This window comes from Sphingomonas adhaesiva (assembly GCF_036946305.1).
In the GTDB taxonomy this organism is placed as follows: Bacteria; Pseudomonadota; Alphaproteobacteria; order Sphingomonadales; family Sphingomonadaceae; genus Sphingomonas; species Sphingomonas adhaesiva_B.
The window spans coordinates 290001-311441 of the sequence record NZ_JAQIJJ010000004.1; the positions used below are offsets into that span (position 1 = coordinate 290001).

At 70.5% G+C, this 21441-nt stretch carries 14 protein-coding genes (1 of these 14 cut by a window edge); 12 read left to right on the forward strand and 2 right to left on the reverse strand.

Annotated features, from left to right (window positions below):
• From acs to PGN14_RS07810, 12 genes are all read left to right on the forward strand, one after another.
• Positions 1 to 695: the 3' end of an acetate--CoA ligase gene (gene acs / locus PGN14_RS07755; RefSeq protein WP_335298905.1), read on the forward strand. Its footprint begins 1240 nt before the window's first position; the window shows 695 of its 1935 coding nt (coding positions 1241–1935); its start codon lies beyond the left edge, outside the window; its stop codon occupies positions 693 to 695.
• A gap of 56 nt (positions 696 to 751) precedes the next feature.
• Positions 752 to 1609, forward strand: coding sequence for a glucose 1-dehydrogenase (locus PGN14_RS07760; RefSeq protein WP_335298906.1), 858 nt, complete (start codon positions 752 to 754; stop codon positions 1607 to 1609).
• Between the two features lie 217 nt (positions 1610 to 1826).
• Positions 1827 to 2687 (forward strand): manganese catalase family protein, encoded by an 861-nt coding sequence (locus PGN14_RS07765; protein WP_335298907.1) that lies wholly within the window; start codon positions 1827 to 1829, stop codon positions 2685 to 2687.
• Between the two features lie 118 nt (positions 2688 to 2805).
• Complete coding sequence (locus PGN14_RS07770; protein ID WP_335298908.1) at positions 2806 to 5184, forward strand: DUF3772 domain-containing protein; 2379 nt, start codon at positions 2806 to 2808, stop codon at positions 5182 to 5184.
• Between the two features lie 185 nt (positions 5185 to 5369).
• Entirely contained in the window at positions 5370 to 7472 is a 2103-nt protein-coding gene (glgX, locus tag PGN14_RS07775) for a glycogen debranching protein GlgX (RefSeq protein WP_335298909.1), read from the forward strand.
• 142 nt (positions 7473 to 7614) lie between these two features.
• Positions 7615 to 9294: a malto-oligosyltrehalose trehalohydrolase gene (treZ, locus tag PGN14_RS07780; RefSeq protein WP_335298910.1), complete on the forward strand. Its 1680-nt coding sequence runs from the start codon at positions 7615 to 7617 to the stop codon at positions 9292 to 9294.
• Positions 9291 to 11144: a 4-alpha-glucanotransferase gene (gene malQ / locus PGN14_RS07785; protein ID WP_335298911.1), complete on the forward strand. Its 1854-nt coding sequence runs from the start codon at positions 9291 to 9293 to the stop codon at positions 11142 to 11144. The genes treZ and malQ overlap by 4 nt, the downstream gene beginning before the upstream one ends.
• Positions 11141 to 13453 carry a malto-oligosyltrehalose synthase gene (gene treY, locus PGN14_RS07790; protein WP_335298912.1) on the forward strand — a complete coding sequence of 771 codons (2313 nt, stop codon included), beginning with the start codon at positions 11141 to 11143 and terminating at the stop codon, positions 13451 to 13453. Before malQ ends, treY begins: the two co-directional genes overlap by 4 nt.
• A 53-nt stretch (positions 13454 to 13506) precedes the next feature.
• Positions 13507 to 14364: an endo alpha-1,4 polygalactosaminidase gene (locus PGN14_RS07795; protein WP_335298913.1), complete on the forward strand. Its 858-nt coding sequence runs from the start codon at positions 13507 to 13509 to the stop codon at positions 14362 to 14364.
• A gap of 109 nt (positions 14365 to 14473) precedes the next feature.
• The gene (locus tag PGN14_RS07800; protein ID WP_335298914.1) at positions 14474 to 17812 is read left to right on the forward strand and encodes a M10 family metallopeptidase C-terminal domain-containing protein; all 3339 of its coding nucleotides are present in this window, start codon (positions 14474 to 14476) and stop codon (positions 17810 to 17812) included.
• 472 nt (positions 17813 to 18284) lie between these two features.
• The gene (gene pelG, locus PGN14_RS07805) at positions 18285 to 19682 is read left to right on the forward strand and encodes an exopolysaccharide Pel transporter PelG (RefSeq protein WP_335298915.1); all 1398 of its coding nucleotides are present in this window, start codon (positions 18285 to 18287) and stop codon (positions 19680 to 19682) included.
• Positions 19679 to 20560 carry an endo alpha-1,4 polygalactosaminidase gene (locus PGN14_RS07810; protein ID WP_335298916.1) on the forward strand — a complete coding sequence of 294 codons (882 nt, stop codon included), beginning with the start codon at positions 19679 to 19681 and terminating at the stop codon, positions 20558 to 20560. Before pelG ends, PGN14_RS07810 begins: the two co-directional genes overlap by 4 nt.
• Before the next feature lie 148 nt (positions 20561 to 20708).
• Here PGN14_RS07810 and PGN14_RS07815 read toward each other — a convergent pair whose 3' ends face one another.
• The gene (locus tag PGN14_RS07815; protein WP_335298917.1) at positions 20709 to 20888 is read right to left on the reverse strand and encodes a hypothetical protein; all 180 of its coding nucleotides are present in this window, start codon (positions 20886 to 20888) and stop codon (positions 20709 to 20711) included.
• Positions 20889 to 20934: 46 nt separating this feature from the next.
• Positions 20935 to 21438 carry a hypothetical protein gene (locus PGN14_RS07820; RefSeq protein ID WP_335298918.1) on the reverse strand — a complete coding sequence of 168 codons (504 nt, stop codon included), beginning with the start codon at positions 21436 to 21438 and terminating at the stop codon, positions 20935 to 20937.
• Positions 21439 to 21441: the final 3 nt, after the last annotated feature.

Below are 21441 nucleotides of genomic sequence, written 5' to 3' on the forward strand. Positions count from 1 at the left end.
GCGGGATGCTCATCTCTCCCCTGCCCTATGCCACCGACCTGAAGCCCGGCTCCGCCACGAAGCCGCTGCCCGGCGTCCAGCCCCAGATCGTCGATGCCGAGGGCAAGGTGCTGGACGGCGCAACCGAGGGCAATCTGTGCATCGTCGACAGCTGGCCGGGGCAGATGCGCACGGTGTGGAACGACCATGAGCGCTTCTTCCAGACTTATTTCACCACTTATCCCGGCAAATATTTCACCGGCGACGGCTGCCGCCGCGACGAAGACGGCTATTACTGGATCACCGGCCGGGTCGACGACGTCATCAACGTGTCCGGCCATCGCATGGGCACCGCGGAGGTCGAATCCGCGCTGGTCGCGCACGCCAGCGTCGCGGAGGCCGCGGTGGTCGGCATGCCGCATGAGGTGAAGGGCCAGGGCATCTACGCCTTCGTCACGCTCAACGTCGGAACCGAACCGGGCGAGGAGCTGCGCGCCGAACTGCGCCAGTTCGTCCGCAACGAGATCGGCCCGATCGCGTCACCCGACGCGATCCAGTTCGCGCCCGGCCTGCCCAAGACGCGCTCGGGCAAGATCATGCGCCGCATCCTGCGCAAGATCGCGGAGGACGAGGTTGGCAATCTGGGCGACACCTCGACGCTCGCCGACCCCTCCGTCGTCGAGAAACTGGTCGCGGAACGCGTCGTCCGCAAATAGCGACTGATCGGGATCAGGTCGGGGAACGGCGTTCCCCGGCCGCCCATTGGGGAGCGATGACCCAGCACCCCAAACCACCCTATCCCGAACAGCAGCAGCCGATGCCCGGCCGCACCGAGGCGATGGACCCGCGCCCCGATCATGGCGAGCACAGCTATGTCGGCCACGGCCGCCTGCTCGACAAGAAGGCGATCGTCACCGGCGGCGACAGCGGGATCGGCCGCGCGGTCGCGCTCGCTTATGCGCGCGAGGGCGCCGACGTGCTCGTCTCCTACCTCGACGAGCATGACGATGCGGAGGAGACCAGACGGCTGATCGAGCAGGCGGGACGCACCGCGATCCTCGTCCCCGGCGACCTCAGCGATCCGGCGCATGCCCGCGCGGTGGTGGACCGGGCGGTCGCGGCGTTCGGGCGCGTCGACATCTTGGTCAACAATGCCGCGCATCAGGCGACCTTCCAGTCGCTGGAGGACATTGCCGACGACGAATGGCAGCTGACCTTCGCCACCAACATCCATGCGATGTTCTATCTGGCAAAGGCGGCGGTGGCGCACATGCGCAGCGGCAGCGTCATCATCAACACCACCTCGGTCAACGCCGACCAGCCCAACGAGACGCTGCTGGCCTATGCCACCACCAAGGGCGCGATCCACAATTTTACCGCCGGGCTGGCGCAGATGCTGGCGGAGCGCGGCATCCGCGTGAACGCGGTCGCGCCGGGGCCGGTATGGACCCCGCTGATCCCCTCCACCATGCCGCCGGAGAAGGTGAAGACCTTCGGCAGCAACACGCCGCTCGGCCGCGCCGCGCAGCCGGTGGAACTGGCACCGCCCTATGTGATGCTGGCGACCGACGAGGCGAGCTATATCACCGGCGCGACCGTGCCGGTAACGGGCGGGCGACCGTTTTTGTGATGCTGCACACGATCCACACGTCACCCCGGGCTGGACCCAGGGTCCCGCTTCTTCTCCGGCGTGGCCGCACGAGCGGGACCCCGGCTCAAGGCCGGGGTGACGGAATAGCCAAAACGCGCCCACTCACCACCCATGTTACTGACTTTACGACATAAAATCTAAACCATACCCCATTTCGCCCGTTGGTCCCCCGCCATCATCACCAACGAGGCGCACCATGTATTACCACGACAAACGGCTCCAATATCCCGTCACCGTCGAGAACCCGGACCCCGCGTTCGCGCGGATGCTCCAGCAGGCGATCGGCGGGGTCGAGGGCGAGATCCGCGTCTGCATGCAATATTTCTTTCAGGCGTGGGGCAATCGCGCGCCGACGACGAAGTATCGCGACATGCTGCTCCACACCGCGACCGAGGAGATCGGCCATATCGAGATGCTGGCGACCGCCGTCGCGCTCAACCTCGACAAGGCACCCGCCTCGCTTCAGGAAGCGGGCGCGACCGACGGCATCGTCGGTGCGGTGATGGGCGGGGAGCGCCCGCGCCACGTCATCGAGGGAATGATCCACAAGAACCTACTGTCGGGCGGGCTGGCCGCGATGCCGATCGACTCCGACGGCGTGCCCTTCAACATGAGCCATATCTACGCCAGCGGAAACGTCGCCGCCGACATGTATTGCAACGTCGCCGCGGAAAGCACCGGGCGCGTGCTCGCCACCCGGCTCTACAATGCCGCGCATGACGAGGGCATGAAGAAGATGCTCCACTTCATGATCGCGCGCGACACGATGCACCAGGAGCAATGGCTCGCCGTGATCGAGGAGCTGGGCGACAAGGCCGCGGTGCTGCCGATCCCCAATTCCTTCCCGCAGGAGCAGGAGGACCAGCAGCACAATTACGACTTCTTCGTCACTTCGATCGACGGCACCTACCCCGAAGGCCGCTGGACGCAGGGGCCGAGCGTCGACGGCAAGGGCCATTTCACCGCCTTCCGCAACGAGCCGCTGGGCGAGGAACCGGTGCTCGGCCCGGCCCGTCCCGACAGCAGCGCGCAGGCGGAGCAGATCGGGAAGGCCTGATCCGATCCGTCACCCCGGGCTTGCCCCGGGGTGACGGCCGGGAATGCTCCACCCTTGGCGAGCCACCCCCAACTGCCGTATCGCGCACGCTCCCGTTTCGTGCCGGAGCCGCCTGCCGATGCCCTTCCCCGCACCGCTGCGGTGCTGCCTCGCCCTTCTCCTCCTGCTGCTGCCCGTCCCGCTCGCGGCGCAACCGTCGCCGCTCGTCACCGCGTCGGCGCAGCTGGCACAGGCGGAGGCGGATTTGCGCACCGCGGACCGCGCGCTCGACGGGCGGCTGGACGACGACCGCCGCGCCGAATTGCGCACCGGCGTGCTCGCCGCGCGCACCGCCACCGTCGCCGCGACGCAGCAGCTGACCGAACAGCTCGCGCTGATCGATGCGCGCATCGCCGGCCTCGGCGCCGCCCCCGCGGAGGGCGAGGCGGCCGACATCCGTGCGGAGCGCGCGCGCCTCGCCCGCGAGCGCGTCGCGCTCGATTCCGCCGCGAAGCACGGCCGCCTGCTGGGGGTCGAAGCGCAGCAGCTGGCCGACGAGATCACGCAGAACCAGGCCGAGCAGTTCGGCCAGCGCCTCTTCGCGCACGTCCCCTCCCCGCTGTCCCCCGCCTTCTGGAGCGCGGTGATCCACAATGCGCCGCGCGACATGCGGCGCATCGCCGCCTTCGTCGACCGCGGCGTCGGCAGCCTGCGCGACCGTCCCGCCCGCGCGCCGTGGTGGCCGGCGCTGGTCGGCATCGCCGCCGCGCTGGCGATCCTGCTTCCCGGGCGCGCCGCCGCGCACGGGCTGGGGCGCCGCTTCCTGATCGAGGGCGCGCCGGGGCACCGCGTGCGCCGCTCCGCCAATGCGATGTGGCGCGTGCTGGTCGGCACGCTGGCGCCCTTCATCGCGATGACCGCGCTGGTGCAGGGACTGCGCTGGTCGCAGCTGGAGCCGGCGGGCTGGACCGCGCTGTTCGATGCGCTGATCGCCGCCGCCACCTTCGGCGGGTTCACCGCGGCGGTCACCGGCGCCGTGCTGATGCGCAACCAGCCCAGCTGGCGCGTGCTGCCGATCGCCGACGATGCCGCGCGTCAGTTGCGCCCGTTCAGCTGGCTGCTCGCCGCGATCGCCTTCCTCACCATCCTGTGGGACGCGTTCAACACCGCGGTCGGCGCCAGCGCGGCAGCGCTCAGCGCCACCCAGGCGGTCGAGGCGATCGTCCATCTCGCGATGATCGTCGGCGCGCTGGCGGTGATCGCGCGGCTGCGCGCGGCGCGGGCGGATGCGGAGGAGGCCGCGCCGACCCGTACCGGGCTGGGCGCGCTGGCGCTGGTCGCCTGGGCGATCGTCGTCGCGGCGGCGGTCGCGCTGCTGGCGGGCTATCTCGGTTTCGCATTGTTCGTGGTGCAGCTGATCGCCTGGGCGGTGGTGCTGGGCAGCATCGTCTTCCTGACGATGGCCGCGGTGGACGATATCGCCACCACCGTCTTCACGCGCGATGGGCCGGTCGGCCGCGTGCTGAGCCGCGCGCTGGGGCTGCGCGGCGCGGTGATCGACCAGTTCGGCGTGCTGCTGTCGGGCGTGGTCCGCCTGCTGCTGGGCGTGATCGCGGTGGCGATGCTGTTCGCGCCGTTCGGGGCCGGCGGCGGCGTGGGCACCCTGTTCGGGCGCGTGGGCGCGCTGGCGCAGGGTATCCAGATCGGCGGCATCGCGATCTCGCCGGGCACCATCCTGCGCGGCGTGCTGGTGCTGCTGGTGGGGCTGGGGCTGGTGCGCGCGTTCATGCGCTGGCTGGAGGGCAAGTATCTGCCCGCCACCGACCTCGACGGCTCGGGGCGCAATTCGGTCAGCCTCGTCGCGCGCTATGTCGGCATCGCGCTGGCGGTGATCTGGGCGCTCGCCTCGCTCGGCATCGGGGTGGAGCGGATCGCGCTGCTGCTGTCCGCGCTGTCGGTCGGCATCGGCTTCGGGCTTCAGGCGATCACGTCCAATTTCGTCTCCGGCCTGATCCTGCTCGCCGAGCGCCCGATCAAGATTGGCGACCTCGTCCGCATCGGCACCGACGAAGGCGACGTGAAGCGGATCAGCGTCCGCTCGACCGAGATCGAGCTGCCGGACCATTCGACGCTGATCGTGCCCAATTCGGAGCTGATCACCAAGACCGTCCACAACAGGACGCTGGCCAGCCCGCTGGGTCGCATCCAGATCCAGTTCTCGATCCCGATCGAGGCCGATGCCGACCGCGCCCACGCCCTGGTCGAGCGCGCCTTTGCCGAACATCCCGCGGTGCTCGACGCGCCGGCCTCGGCGGTGTTCATCGATTCGATCGCCAACGGCCGCGTCCTGTTCAACTGCTTCGCGCACGTCGACAGCCCCCGCGCGGCGTACCGGGCGAGGAGCGAGATCCTGGCCACGCTGCTGCGCTGGTTCCGCGACGAGGGGATCGAGCTGGGCACGGTGCCGCAGAAGCTGGAGTTCGTGCCCGCCGCGGACCCGGCCGCGCCGCGCGGCTGACCCACGTCGTCACCCCGGGCTCGACCCGGGGTCCCGCTTCTTCTTCCGTCGCCGCGGAAAGCGGGACCCCGGATCAAGTCCGGGGTGACGAAGAAGCGGTTGCCGGCCCTTTTTCACCGTCCCCATGCCACCATCCCCCGCCCCGAATGTTGTGCGCGTGCGAAGACAACAAGGGGACCGCACCGTTGCACACGCTCGTCGACCGGCTCCAGCCCGGCTCGCCCTATCCGCTCGGCGCCACGTTCGACGGGCTGGGCGTCAATTTCGCGGTCTTTTCCGCCAATGCCGACCGTATCGAGCTGTGCCTGTTCGACCCCGAGGGCAAGCGTGAGCTGAAGCGGTTCACGCTCCCGGAATGCACCGACGAGGTGTGGCACGGCTACCTTCCCGATGCGGAGCCCGGCCTAGTGTACGGCTATCGCGCGCACGGCCGCTATGCACCCGAGGAGGGGCATCGCTTCAACCCCAACAAGCTGCTGCTCGATCCCTATGCACGCCGGCTGCAAGGCCAGATCAAATGGACCGACGCACTCCACGGCTATCGCATCGGCCACCGCAAGGAAGACCTCTCCTTCGACAAGCGCGACAGTGCGCCCGCGATGCCCAAGGCGATGGTGGTGGACGACCATTGGGACTGGTCGCGCGACCGGCGCCCCAACACGCCCTGGTCCGATACCGTCATCTACGAGGCGCACGTCAAGGGCCTGACGAAGCTGATGGAGGAGGTGCCCGCGCGCGAACGCGGCACCTATGCCGCGCTCGGCCATCCCGCGGTGATCCGCCACCTGAAGCGGATCGGCGTCACCGCGATCGAGCTGCTGCCGATCCACGCCTTCACGCAGGACCGCTTCCTTCAGGAAAAGGGGCTGCGCAACTATTGGGGCTATAACACGCTCGGCTTCTTCGCGCCCGAACAGGGCTATATGTCGTCGCAGCATCAGGACGAATTGCGCCGCGCCGTCCACCGCCTCCACAAGGCGGGGATCGAGGTGATCCTCGACGTGGTGTACAACCACACCTGCGAGGGGTCGGAGCGCGGCCCGACGCTGTCGTGGCGCGGCCTGGACAATGCCAGCTACTATCGCCTGGTCGAGGGCGACGCGCGCTACACGATCAACGACACCGGCACCGGCAACACGCTCAACATGAGCAAGGCGCGCGTCATCCAGATGGTGGCGGATTCGCTGCGTTACTGGGCGACCAGCTTCGGCGTCGATGGCTTCCGCTTCGACCTCGGTCTGACGCTGGGGCGCGAGGCGACCGGGTTCGATCCCGGCGCGGCCTTCTTCGACGTGCTGCGGCAGGATCCGGTGCTGGGTCGCCTCAAGCTGATCGCGGAACCGTGGGACGTCGGCCCCGGCGGCTATCAGCTCGGCAACTTCCCGCCCGGCTTCGCGGAGTGGAACGACAAATATCGCGACACCGTGCGCGAATATTGGCGCGGCGAACCGGGCAAGCGCGCCGACCTTGCCGCGCGCCTGTCGGGATCGGGCGACCTGTTCGACCGCCGCGCACGCCGCCCCTGGGCCAGCGTCAACCTGCTCGCCGCGCACGACGGCTTCACGCTGGCGGATACCGTCACCTACGAGAAGCGCCACAACGAGGCCAATGGCGAGGACAATCGCGACGGCCACAGCCACAATGCCTCGCGCAACTGGGGTGTGGAGGGGCCGACCGACGACGCGGTCGTCAACGATGCGCGGGCGCGCGTGATGCGCTCGATGCTGACCACGCAGTTCGCCTCGCTCGGCACTCCGATGCTGGTCGCGGGCGACGAGTTCGGGCGCACGCAACAGGGCAACAACAACGCCTATTGCCAGGATAACGAGATCAGCTGGCTCGACTGGAAGGCCGCCGCCGCACCGGAGGGGCAGGCGCTGATCGATTTCACGTCGCGGCTGACCGGGCTGCGCCGCCGCTTCACCGTGCTGCGCAACCCCACCTTCCTCTACGGACAGGATTCGCCGGGCGAGGGCGTCGACGATATCGAATGGTGGGACGAACGCGGGCAGCGCCTGTCGCCCGGGGACTGGCAGAATCCGGACGGCCGCGCGCTGCTGATGCGCCGCGCGACGCAGACCGAGGATGGCGAAGTGGAGGCGGTGTCGCTGCTGCTCAACGCGTCCGCCGACCCGATCACCTTCACCCTCCCCCCGCCCCACGCCGCGCGCACCGTCCTGCTCGACAGCGCGAGGCCGGATCAGGGCGAGATCGAGATCGACGACCGCTACGAGGTCGCGCCACAGGGCGCCGTGCTGATCACCTGGCGCAGCAGCTTCCCGGAATGACGCGTGCCACGCCCACCCCGCCGCCCCTGCCTTGCTCCCCGGCGCAGGCCGGGGCCCAGTGGGGAAACGTTTCCGCATCCCTCCGGCCGCTCCCGACTGGACCCCGGCCTTCGCCGGGGAACAAAGTGCGCGAGGCCACCGCATGAAATGGGGGCCGGAACCGCTCGCGGACGGCACCACCCGCTTCCGCCTCTGGGCGCCCGACGCCCCCGCCGTCGCGATCGAGGTCGACGGCGACCCGCCGCAACCGATGGAGCCGGGTCCGGACGGCTGGTACGCGCGCGTCCTGCCCGCCGCCCCCGGCACCCGCTATCGCTTCCGCATCGGCGACACGACCGTCCCCGACCCCGCCTCGCGCCGCCAGTCCGGCGGTGTCCATGGCTGGAGCGTCGTTCCCGACACCGCCTACGACTGGCAGCATCCAACATGGCGCGGCCGCCCATGGCACGAGACGGTGCTGCTGGAGGTCCATGCCGGTATCCTCGGCGGCTTCGCCGCGATCACCGCGCGCCTGCCCGAATGGAAGGCGGCCGGGATCACCGCGATCGAGCTGATGCCGGTGGCGGCGTTCGGCGGCACGCGCGGCTGGGGCTATGACGGCGTGCTGCCCTATGCCGTCCATGAAAGCTACGGCACGCCCGACGAATTGAAGGCGCTGGTCGATGCCGCGCATGGCCACGGCCTGTCGGTGTTCCTCGACGTCGTGTACAATCACTTCGGCCCCGACGGGAATTATATCGGCCGATATGCCGCCGACTTCTTCGACCCCGACGTCCATACCCCCTGGGGTGGCGCGGTGGCGGTGGCGCGCGATCCGGTGGCGCGCTTCTTCGTCGACAATGCACGCATGTGGCTGGACGAGTATCGCCTCGACGGGCTGCGGTTCGATGCGGTCCATGCCATCGCCGACCCGCTCTTCCTCGACGCGATGGCCGCGGAGCTGCGCGCCGCCCTTCCCGATCGCCACGTCCATCTGGTGCTGGAAAACGAGGGCAACGATGCGCCCCGCCTCGCCCCCGGCCGCTACGACGCGCAGTGGAACGACGATTTCCACAACGTCCTCCACGTCCTGCTGACCGGCGAGACCAGCGCCTATTACGCCGACTTCGCCGATCGCCCCGCCCAACGCCTCGCGCGCTGCCTGTCGGAAGGCTTCATCTATCAGGGCGAGGCGTCCGCCAACCACGACGGCGCGCGCCGCGGCACCCCCAGCGCGCATCTGTCCCCGACCGCATTCGTCGCCTTCCTCCAGAACCACGACCAGATCGGCAACCGTGCGCTGGGCGAGCGGCTGATCGCGCTGGCGGATCCGGCGAAGCTGCGCGCCGCCACCGCGCTGCTGCTGCTCTGTCCACAGATCCCGCTGCTGTTCATGGGCGAGGAGGAGGGCAGCGACACTCCCTTCCTCTTCTTCACCGACTTCCACGACGATCTGGCGGACGCGGTGCGCGAGGGCCGCCGCCGCGAATTCGCCAAGTTCGCCGCCTTCGCCGATCCGGACGCGCGCGCGCGGATCCCCGATCCCAACGCGGCCGACACGTTCGAACGCTCGCGCCCGCGCCCCGGAACGGCGACATGGCGCGCGCTCTACCGCGACCTGCTGACGCTGCGCCATCGCCACCTGATCCCCCGCCTCGCCGGCGCGGTATCGATCGACGCCGTCGTCACCGGCCCGGCGGCGGTGGTCGCGCGGTGGCGGCTGGCCGATGGCGCGATCCTGACGATCGCAATCGACCTTGCCGATACGCCCGCGCCGCTCCCGCTCGCGCCGGCGCCGCTGTTCGCGACCGACGATCGCTTCGTCGCCTGGATCGCGCCATGACCCACCGGCTGCTGCGCGACTGGACCGATGCGCAGGGCCGCCCGCAACGCGTCGCGGACGAGGTGCTGGCCGCGATCCGCGATCGCCTGGGCGACGACGATCCGCCCGATACGCCGTTCCTGTCCGCCGACGCCGGCCGCCCGATCGCGCTGCCCGCCGGCGTCGGCGGCACCGCCGAGCTGCTGTTCGAGGATGGCGGCCGGGCCACCCATGCGATCGGCGCCGACGGGACGCTGCCCGCGCTCGACCGCCCCGGCTATCACCGCCTGCTCGCGGGCGGGCGCGACTATACGCTCGCCCTCGCGCCGCGGCGCTGCCCCGCGCCCCCGGCGCGCGCCTGGGGCGCGGCGGTGCAGATCCCGGCGCTGCGCGACGAGACCCCCGACGCGTTCGGCGACGCCGGGACGCTCGCCCGCGCCGCCGCCCGCTTCGCGCCACTCGGCGCGCAGGCGCTGGCGATCAGCCCGACGCACGCGCTGTTCCCCGCGGCGCCTGCGCGGATCAGCCCCTATTCGCCGTCGACGCGGCTGTTCCACAACGTCCTGCTCGCGGACCCCTCGCTGATCGGTGTCGCGCTGCCGCCGCCGCCCGCCCTGGCCCCCGCCCCCGACCTGATCGACTGGCAACGCGCGATCCCGGAGCGGATCGCCGCATTGCGCGGCGCCTATGCACAGGCCGGCGACGCCGCGCGCGCGGCGGCCACCGCTTGGCGCCGCCAGCGCGGCCCGATGCTGGAGGCCCATGCCCGCTTCGACGCGCTCCACGCGCGGTTTGGCGGCGATGGCTGGCGCGACTGGCCCGCCGCCTTCCACGACGCCGGCGGTCCCGCGGTGATCCGCTTCGCCGCGCAGGAGGAGGACGAGGTCGCCTTCTTCGCCTTCCTGCAATGGCTCGCCGACCTGTCGCTCGCCACCGCGCAGCGCACCGCGCGCGAGGGCATGGCGATCGGCCTGATCGCCGATGTCGCGGTCGGCATGGCGGCGGACGGCAGCCATGCGTGGAGCGCACCGGACGAGGTGCTGCGCGGCCTCACCATCGGCGCGCCGCCCGATCCGCTCGGGCCGCAGGGGCAGAATTGGGGCATCACCGCGCTCGATCCGCGCGCGCTGGAGCGCGGCGGGTTCCAGCCCTTCATCGACACGCTGCGCGCCGCCTTCGCGCATGCCGGCGGGGTGCGGATCGATCATGCGCTGGGGCTGGAACGATTGTGGGTGATCTCGGAGGGGGCCGATGCGTCTCAGGGCGCCTATCTGACCATGCCCGGCGATCACCTGCGCCGCATCGTCGCGATCGAGGCGCAGCGCGCCGGCGGCATCGTCATCGCCGAGGATCTCGGCACCATTCCCCCCGGGCTGCGCGCGGCGCTGGCGGACCGCTGCATGATGGGGATGCGCGTGCTGCCGTTCGAGCGCACGGCGGACGGCGCCTTCGTCGACCCGGAAGAATGGGATGCGTCCGCGGTCGCGATGACCGGGACGCACGACACCCCGACCGTCGCCGGCTGGTGGACGGGGCGCGACCTCGACTGGGCGCGCCGCCTCGGCCGCGACCTGTCCGACGACCGCGCCGCCGATCGCGCCGCCTTGTGGCGGGCGCTCGGCGGCGATGGGGCGCCGCCGGAGGAGGTCCCCCTCGACGCGATCCTGGCGCATGTCGCCCGCGCGCCCGGTGCGCTCGCGATCGTTCCCGTCGAGGACATGCTTGGGCTGGAGGAACAGCCCAACCTTCCCGGCACGATCGACGAACATCCCAACTGGCGCCGCCGCCTGCCCGCCGCCACCGACGCGCTGCTCGCGCGCCGTGCGGTCGTGCGCCGCGCCCGCCTCCTCACCAGCGAAAGACCCGGATGACGCCCCCGCACCCGCCGCGCGCCACCTACCGGCTGCAATTCCACGCCGGCTTCACCTTCGCCGATGCGGAAGCGATCGTCCCCTATCTCGACCGGCTCGGGATCAACCATGTCTATGCTTCCCCGGTGACCACCGCCGCGCCGGGCTCGACGCATGGATATGACGTGGTCGATCCCACCGCGATCAACCCCGAACTGGGCGGAGAGCCCGCGTTCCGCTCGCTCGCCGCGGCGCTGGCGGCGCGCGGCATGGGGATGGTGATCGACATCGTCCCCAATCACATGGGCGTCGCCACCGGCACCAACGCCTGGTGGCAGGACGTGCTGACCCAGGGACCGGCGAGCCCGCATGCCGCGGTGTTCGACATCGACTGGGACGAGCCGATCGTGCTGCCGGTGCTCGGCACCCCCTTGTCGCAGGCGCTGGCCGACGATGCGCTGGCGGTCGAGCGCCACGACGGCCGCTGGTGGATCATCGCCTACGGCGAGCATCGTTTCCCGCTGCGCGACGCGGATCAGGATGCGCCCGACGCCGTCGCCCTCCCCGACCTGCTCGCCCGCCAGCATTACCGCCTCGCCTGGTGGCGCACCGCCAACGACACGCTCAACTGGCGCCGCTTCTTCTCGATCAACGAACTGGCCGGGGTCCGCGTCGAGGATCCCGCGGTGTTCGAGAAGACCCATGCGCTGATCTTCCGCCTGTATGACGAGGGGCTGATCCAGGGCGTGCGGGTGGATCATGTCGACGGCCTCACCGATCCGGTCGGTTATACCCGCCGCCTGCGCGACCGGCTCGGCCCCGCGGCGTGGATCGTGGTCGAGAAGATCCTCGCCCCCGGCGAGGCGCAGCCGACCGGCTGGGGCGTCGACGGGACCAGCGGCTATGACGCGATGGAGCTGGTCTCGCTCCTCCTCCACGATCCCGTCGGTGCGCCGGCGCTCACCGCCCTGTGGCACGACGTGACCGGCCAGCCCGCCGCCTTCGCGCCCGGGGAGCTGGCCGCCCGGCAGGAACTGCTGGCATGGCAGTTCACCGGCCAGCTGGAACGCTGCGTCGCCGCCTTCGCCGCGATCGCGCCGGATGGCTATACGCCGGCGATGCTGCGGCGCGCGATCGAGCGGCTGCTGTGGGTCTTCCCGGTCTATCGCACCTATGCCACCGGCGCGGGCGCGCCCGATAGCGACGCCGCCGTCCGCGACGCGGTCCGCACCCGCGTCGCGCCGCATCTGCCCCCCGGCGAGGCGCCGGTCGCGGACTGGATCCTCCACACCTTTGCGGGCGCGCAGGGCATGCGCGCCGCCGATGCCGTCCGCCGCTTCCAGCAGCTGTCCGCGCCGATCGCGGCGAAGGCGGTCGAGGATACCGCTTTCTATCGCTACGGCCGGTTGCTGTCGCGCAACGAGGTCGGCTCCGATGCCGCCACGATCGGCGTCGCGCCCGCCGCCTTCCACGCCATCGTCGCGCAGCGCGCGCGCGACGTGCCGCACGCGATGCTCGCCACCGCCACGCACGACCACAAGCGTGGCGAGGATGTCCGCGCCCGGCTCGCGGTGCTCAGCGCGATGCCGGAGGTGTGGCGTACTTACGCCGAACGCTGGATGGCGCGCGACGACGCACAGGCGATCGCCGCCGCCGACCGCTACATGCTGCTCCAGATACTGGTCGGCGCCTGGCCCGACGAACGCGCGGGCTTCGCCGACCGCATCAAGGCGTGGCAGCAAAAGGCGCTGCGCGAGGCCAAGCGCCATTCGTCGTGGGAGGCGCCCGACGAACGCTACGAAGGTCTGGCGGACGAGCTGGTCGACGCGCTGCTAGTCGACCCCGCCTTCGTCGCGGACGTGGAGGCGCTGCTCGCCGTCATCGCGCCGGCGGCGGAGGCGAACACGCTGGTGCAGACGGCGTTGCGCTACACGCTGCCCGGCGTCCCCGATCTCTATCAGGGCACCGAACTGGCCGATCTCTCGCTGGTCGATCCCGACAACCGCCGCGCGGTCGATTACGCCGCGCGCGAACGCCTGCTGGCAGCCCCGCCCGCCAAGCTCGCGCTGATCGCACGCCTGCTCGGTTGGCGGCGCGACGACCCCGCGCTGTTCGCGCACGGCGACTATGCGCCCGCGATCGTCACCGGCCCCGCCGCGCGCCACCTGCTGGCGTTCGAGCGCCGCCATGACGGCCGCGCCCTGCGCTGCGCGGTCGCGCTCCATGGCCGGCGCGACTGGGGCGACACGCGCATCGCCTTCGTCTCCGGCGAGGAGCGCCGCGCCGATGCGATCTTCCCCGACCAGCCGGTCTGGCTGGACAGGGGCTGAACCCGCATCCGATCCACGCTACGTCGCTGCCGTTCGAATCCACAAGGAAGCCGATGACCGGACGACACCTCACGCTCGTGCTCCTCGCCGCGCTCACCGCCTGCGGTGCGAGTGGTGGGGACGACGACACGCCCGCCGTCGTCGCCCCCGCACCCACGCCGACCCCCTCGCCGACACCGGCGACCACCCGCTGGACTCCGCGCCTGACCGACAGCTGGACCTGGCAATTGTCCGGCACGATCGACACCGGCGTCGATGCCGCAATCTACGACATCGACCTGTTCGACACCCCCACTGCCACGATCGCCGCGCTCCATGCCGGCGGGCGGCGCGTGCTATGCTATGTCTCCGCCGGCAGTTCGGAGGACTGGCGCCCCGACGATGCCCGCTTCGCCGCCGGCGACCGCGGTCGCGCACTCGACGGCTGGCCGGGCGAGCGCTGGCTCGATATCCGCTCCACCACCGTCCGCACCGTGATCGCCGATCGCATCCGCCTCGCCGCGACCCGGGGGTGCGACGGGGTGGAGCCGGACAATGTCGACGGCTACGACAATGCCACCGGCTTCCCGCTCACCGCCGCGGACCAGCTCGCCTACAACCGTTTCCTCGCCACCTCCGCGCATGCCGCGGGGCTGGCGATCGCGCTCAAGAACGATGTCGCGCAACTCGCCGATCTGGCGCCCGACTTTGATCTCGCCGTCAACGAACAATGCCATGAATTCGACGAATGCGCGGGCTATCGCGCGTTCACCGACCGCGGCAAACCGGTCCTCAACGCCGAATATGCCGCCGTCTGGCGCACCGATGCCGCCGCCCGCGCGCGCCTTTGCGCCACCGCCGCGGGGGAGAAACTGCGCACGCTCGTCCTACCGATGCAACTCGACGCCAGCTTCCGCTACGCCTGTCCGTAACGCAAGTGTTCCAGATCGCGACACTCGCGCGCCGCGCTAACCAATTTGCGCCCGTTCCGCGGATCGCGCGCCTACGATAGGGCCGTGCCGACCCGCATGGAGATGGCGCATGGCGACGACGCTGACGATCGACGGCAAGCTGGACGACTGGACCAATGCCGACCGGATCGATCGTGGGCTGCCCGACGGCTATGCGATCTACGCGCGCAGCAACGGCACCGACATGGCCTTCGCGATCAAGGCACCGATCGCGATCGGCGCCAACACCACCGCCTGGCTCAACACCGATCGCAACGCCGCCACCGGCTATCAGGTGTTCGGCTTTGCGGGCGGCGCGGAGTATAACGTCAACGTCAATGCGGACGGCACCGTCTCGCTCTATACCGGCGGCGCGGGCGAGAAGCTGATCCTCGCCAACCTGTCCGCCGCGCGCTCGGCGGACGGTACCGTGCTGGAATTCAGCGTACCGAAGGCGGCGATCGGCAACCCGCAGGCGATCGACACGCTGTACGACGTCAACGACAGCGTGTTCCTGCCCGGCAGCTATTCCTCCGCCCCCTTCACCGTCTTCAATGACACCGGCATCACCGCCGCGACCGATCACCGCGTCGCGATCGTCTGGTCGGAGACGACCGCGAAGAACTATTTCAGCGAAACCGCCTATTCGCAGCTGTTCATGGCGGCGCAGAGCCAGGCGATGCAGGCCGGCGTGCCGTTCGACATCCTGACCGAGGATGACCTGACGAACCTCGCCACGCTCGCCAAATACGACACGATCGTCTTCCCCTCGTTCCGCAACGTCGATGCGACCAAGGCGGACGCGATCGCGCACACGCTGGAGCAGGCCACCAAGCAGTTCGGCATCGGGCTGATCGCGGGCGGCGAGTTCATGACCAACGGCGCGGACAATGCCGCGCTGGCGGGCGACAGCTATTCGCGCATGAAGCTGCTGTTCGACGCCACCCGCGTCACCGGCGGCTTCCCCGCCGACGTCACCGTCAAGGCGACCGACGCCAGCGGCGCGATCCTCGACGGCTATACCAACGGCCAGGTGGTCCACCAGTACAGCAACGTCGGCTGGAACGCCTTCACCAGCGTCAACGGCACCGGCAAGACGATCGCGACCGAGACGGTCAACGGCACCGATTATGCCGCCGCGATCGCGACCCAGACCGGCGGGCGCAACGTCATCTTCTCGTCCGAGGCGGTGATGGCGGACGAGAACCTGCTGCAGAAGGCGATCGACTATTCGGTCCATGGCAGCGGGCTGTCGGTCGGGTTGCAGATGACGCGCAACGCCGGCCTCGTCGCCGCCCGCGTCGACATGGACCAAAGCCAGGAGAAGGACGAGGTCCATCCGGAGAACGGCACGCCCGGCATCTACGACAAGCTGATCCCGACGCTCGCGGAGTGGAAGGCCGCGTACAATTTCGTCGGCAGCTATTACGTCAATATCGGCAACAACCCGGCCGGCGGGCAGACCACCGACTGGGCGGTGTCGCTGCCCTATTACAAGGCGCTGCTCGACATGGGCAGCGAGCTGGGGCTGCACAGCTACACCCATCCCGAGAACACCAACATCCTGACCGCCGAACAGATCAGGTTCGAGTTCGGGCAGGAGCGCGCCGAGCTGGAAAAGCAGCTCTCGGCGTTCCTGGGGAAGACGGTGACGGTCGGCGGCGCCGCGGTGCCCGGCGCGCCGGAGACGATCGCCACCTCGCAGGAGATCATGAAGTACGTCGACTATCTGTCGGGCGGCTATTCCGGCGTCGGCGCGGGCTATCCCAACGCCTTCGGCTATATGACCCCGGCGAATGCGGCGGGCGACAAGGTCTATATCGCGCCCAACACCTTCTTCGACTTCACGCTGATCGAGTTCCAGAAGAAGACCGTGGCCGAGGCGGAGGCGATCTGGCAGCAGCAGTTCGACACGCTGACGAAGAACGCCGACGCCCCCGTCGTGGTGTGGCCGTGGCACGATTACGGCCCCGCGATGTGGAGCACCGACGGCACGTCGCCCTATACGAAGCAGATGTTCACCGACTGGATCGCACATGCGGCCGCGGCGGACATGGAGTTCGTGACGCTCGACGATCTGGCGAGCCGCATCTCCGCGCTCCACGCCACCACGATCAGCTCGACGGTATCGGGCAACACGATCACCGCAACCGTAGGGAAGACCACCGGCACCTTCGCGCTCGACATCGACGGCCAGTCGTCGGGACAGGTCATCGCCAGCGTCGCCAACTGGTACGCCTATGACAAGGACAAGGTGTTCGTGCCGGTATCCGGCGGCACCTTCGCGATCACCATGGGCGCCGCCGCGGACGACGTGACGCACATCACCGCGCTGCCGATGCGCGCCGCGCTGATCTCGCTGACCGGCGACGGGCGCGACCTGTCGTTCACCGTGTCGGGCGAGGGCCAGGTGACGATTGACCTGAAGGCGCCGGGCACCGACTGGACGACCGTGTCGGGCGCTACCATCAAGAGCCTGGTGGGCGAGATACTGACGATCGATGTCGGCACGATCGGCAGCCACGACGTCAAGGTGGGCCATGTCGCGAACACCGGCCCCGTCATCACCTCGCTGGGCGGCGGCGACACCGCGAAACTGTCCATGGCGGAAAACGGCACCGCGGTGACCACCGTCACCGCGACCGACGCCGACGTCATCCACGGCGATTCGATCCGTTACTCGATCGCACAGGGCGGTGACGGCGCGAAGTTCACGATCGACGCCACCACCGGCGTGCTGAAGTTCCTCGCCGCACCCGACTTCGAGACGCCGACCGATATCGGCGCCAACAACGTCTATGACGTGACCGTCGTCGCCACCGACACCCGCGGCGCCACCGACATGCAGGCGCTGGCGATCACCATCACCGACGTGGTCGGCATCACGAAGACGGGCACGATCCTGAACGACACGCTGACCGGCACCGGCGAGCAGGACGTGCTGGACGGCGGCTGGGGCAATGACGTGCTCAACGGGCTGGGCGGCAACGACCGCCTGATCGGCGGGCTGGGCAACGATACGCTCAACGGCGGCGATGGCGACGACGTGCTGATCGGCGGCTGGGGCAAGGACACGCTGACCGGCGGCGCGGGGAAAGACGTGTTCCACTTCGAATCGAAGCTGGACAGCGGCACCACCACCGGCACGCGCGACGTCATCACCGACTTCGTGCGCGGGCAGGACAAGATCGACCTCTCGGCGATCGACGCCAACAGCTCGATCTTCGCGCCCGGCGACCAGGCGTTCTCGCTGCTGGCGAAGGCGGGCGCTGCCTTCACCGGCGCGGCACAGCTGCGCTTCTCGTTCCAGATGATCAGCGGCAAGGAATATACGATCGTGGAGGGCAATACCGACGCCCTGAAGACCGCCGACTTCTCGATCGCGCTGCTGGGCCACCACGACCTGACCGCCAGCGACTTCGTGCTGTAGGCGGCTCGAAGAGACCGTCACCCCGGACGTGATCGATGATTGTCGCATTTAGACAAGTACGCCACCCCGGCGTAGGCCGGGGTCCAGTTGGGGAACAGGGGTTGGCGAGCGCTGTACGTCGTCACAGCGACCTTCCCGACTGGACCCCGGCCTTCGCCGGGGAGGCAGGGAGAAGCCTTGTTTGAAGGGGATAAGCCCCGACTTTATCCGGGTGACGGCGGGGGCTTCCGCAAAACTCCCGCGAGAACCGAGGGAATTAGGGGCCGTGGACGCGATCGCCGCCCGAGCCCGGCCTACAGCCCCTTTCCCCGCTCCCGCCCTCGCACGGATAGCGACGAAGCGACATTACCCGAAACGACACGTCATCGTCCCATTTCGTTACGCCGGCGCACCACGCCATCCACCATTTCGCAACGCCGTTTTCCTATAGGCGCCCGATGAGCGGTGCGCAGGCGATGACGGCGGGGCGGCGATGGCCGGCATAGGCTTCCAGCTCGCGCGGATGGCGCGCGACGGCGGCATCGGCGGGATCGCGGGCGCGGCGCTGCACGGCAGCCTGGTCAGCGCGGGGCCGTGGCTGATCACCGCCGGCGCGATGGAGGTGCTGGAGCAATGGACCGCCGCGCGGCTCGACCTGGCCGATGCGCATCGCGTGCAGACGCTGCTGGTCTATGCCTTCAGCCTGTCCGCGCTGGTCGCGGCGCCCGTGGGCATGCTGGCGACGCGGCTGGTCGCCGACCGCCTGTTCGCGCGCGACGCGGGCGGCGTGCCGGGGGTGGTCGTCGCCGCGCTCACCATCGGCGGCGCGCTGGGACTCGCGGCGGGAGCGCTGTTGTTCGCGTTCGCCACCCCGCTGCCGCTGGTCGAAGTGCTGATCGCGGCGATCGCGGTCGCCTGGTTGGCCCAGATCTGGGTCGCGGCACCGCTGCTGACCGCGCTGCGCCGCTATCGTGCGGTCCCCGCCGCCTATGCGATCGGCATCGCGGGCGTCGTCGTCGCGCTCACGCTGTGGCCCTCGCCCGATGCGCGCGCGGTGCTGGCGATCGTCACCGCCGGATTCGGCGCGACGCTGGCATCGATCGTCACCATTCTGCGCGGGCATTTCGCCGCGCGTGCGGTGCTGCCCGCCTCCGCCGCCATGCCCGCGCGCCGCATCCTGCTGGTCGCCGGATCGGGACTGGCCGGGGTGGCCGCGGTATGGGTCGACAAATGGCTGTTGTGGCTGGGGCCGTCCAGCGCCGCGACGCTGGGCACGTTGCGGCTGAACCCGATCAACGATTCGGGCAGCTTTCTGGGGTTGCTCGCGATCGTGCCCGGGCTGACGCTGCTGCTGATCGTCACGGAGACGCGGTTCGACCGCGCGTTCGGCGCGCTGCTGGCGCGCTGTACCGGCACCTCCACGCTGGAGCGGATCCAGGAGGCGCATCGCGACGTCGGCCACACGCTGCTCGACGGGCTGCGGCTGCTGGTGCTGGCGCAGGCGCTGGTGGCGGCGCTCGCCTGGGTGCTGGCGGTGCCGCTGTTCGAGGCGATCGGCGCGGACATGCGCGCGATCTTCGCCTTCCGCCACAGCGCGGTCGGCACCGTCTTCCATCTGGTCACCATCGCGACCACGGTGGCGCTGGCCTATTACGACCTGTTCGGGCGCATCTTGCTGACCTGGACCGCGTTCGTCGCCGCCGCCGCGATCGCCACTTTGGTGCAATGGCCGCTGGGGCTGGCGGGGTTCGGCTGGGGCTATATGGCGGGCGCGGTGGTGGGCGCGACGGTGGGGGTGGCGCTGGCCGCGGAGGCGACGGTGCACCTCGTCTATTTACTCTTCGTCGGTAACAATCCCGCGGTCGTGGGCGAACAGGGACGGATATTGTGACGGGCGACGATCCGATCGGCCGGCGGCGGGCGCTGCTGCTGGGCAGCGGCGCGCTGGGCATGATGCTGACGCTGGGGGCGCAGGTGCGCCCCGCGCGCGCCGACGCCTCCGCGCGCTGGGGCGTGGACTATGGCGCCGCGACCGATCCGGCGCTGGCACGCGCCTGCCGCCTGCTGGTGCTGGAGCCGCACCACCATCGTCCGATCGCGCCGCTGCGCGGCAAGGGCAGCACGCTCTTGGGCTATGTCAGCTTCGGCGAGGTGGAGAAGAACCGCCCCTATGTCGCCGCGCTGGATCGCGCCGGGGCGCTGCGCGCACCCAACCCGCACTGGCCCGACGCCCGGCTGGCCGACCTGCGCCATGCGGCGTGGCGCGACGAACTGATCGAGCGCGCGATCCCCGCGATCCTCGCGCTCGGCTATGACGGCATCTTCATCGACACGATGGACAATGCCGAGGCGATGGAGCGCGCCGACCCGGCGGGCGCCGCCGGCATGGTCGCGGCCGGCGCCGCGCTGATCGCGGCGGTGCGCGCGCACTTCCCGACGATCCGCATCATGCTCAACCGCGGCTATGCCGTGCTGCCCGACGTCGCGCGCCATGTCGACGCGGTGCTGGGCGAGGCGATCGCCAGCCGCTGGAACTTCACCGAGCGCCGGTACGAGAAGGTGAGCGACGCCGACTGGGCGTGGCAGGCCGAACGGCTGCGCGCCGCGCGCGCCATCAATGCGCAGCTGACGCTCGCCACGCTCGATTATTGGGATCCCGCCGACACCTGCACCGTCGCCGCGCTCTATGCACGCGAGCGCGCCGCGGGTTTCCTCCCCTATGTCGCCACGCTGGCGCTCGACCGGCTGATCGCGGAGCCGCGCGCGTGATCGGGCGGCGCCGCAACGCACGGCTCGCGGTCGCGCTGCCGCTGGTGGTGGGCGTGGTGAGCGTCGGCCTGGGTGTCTGGCTGCTGCCCGGGCGGGCCGAGGTCGCCAGCGCCGCGGGTCGCGCGATCCCCGTGCCCCCCCCACCGCGCTACATGCCCCCCGTGGCGCCGCGCCCGCCCGCCGCCACGGAGCCGTCGCTCGCGGCGCTGATCCGCCACGCCGACGCGCCCGCGCTGGCGGCGGAGACGGCACGGCTGGTCGCCGCGGGCCGTGCCGTCTCCACCGCACAGGTCGCCTGGGACCTGCTGGCGGCGAAGCGCGCCGACACCGGCCTCGCCTATCTCGCGCTGCGCCCCGATCGCGACGCGCCCGCGCTATGGCCGGTCCGGCTGCGGATGCTGGAGGCGACCGGGCGCCGCGATACGGCGGTGGCGCTGCTCGCGACGCCGCCCGCGGGCGTGGCGCCGGGCGATGTGGTCGCGGCGGGCTATGCGCTCGACCGCGCCGACCTGATCGCGGCGGCGGTCGCGCGCGGCGCGCTGCCGGCCGAACCCGCCGCGCTGCTGCTGGACCTGATCCGGCGGATGGAGGCGGCGGGTCGCACCGACCTCCTCGTCGCGCTCGACCGCCGTACCACGGGAGCATGGCGCCGCGCCGACCCATGGCTGGCGCTGCGCGTCGCCACTCGCATCGGCGACACCCCCGCGGCGCTGCGCGCGGTCGAGCTGCTGCCGCCGGCGCAACGCGACGCCGCGCGCGAAGCGGTGCTGACGCACGCCGGGGACCGCGCCGGGCTGCGCAATGCGCTGCTGGCCGGCACCGACCGCCCGGCCGCAGCGGAACGCCTGCTCGCAGCGGGGGTGGCGCGACGATGCCATTGC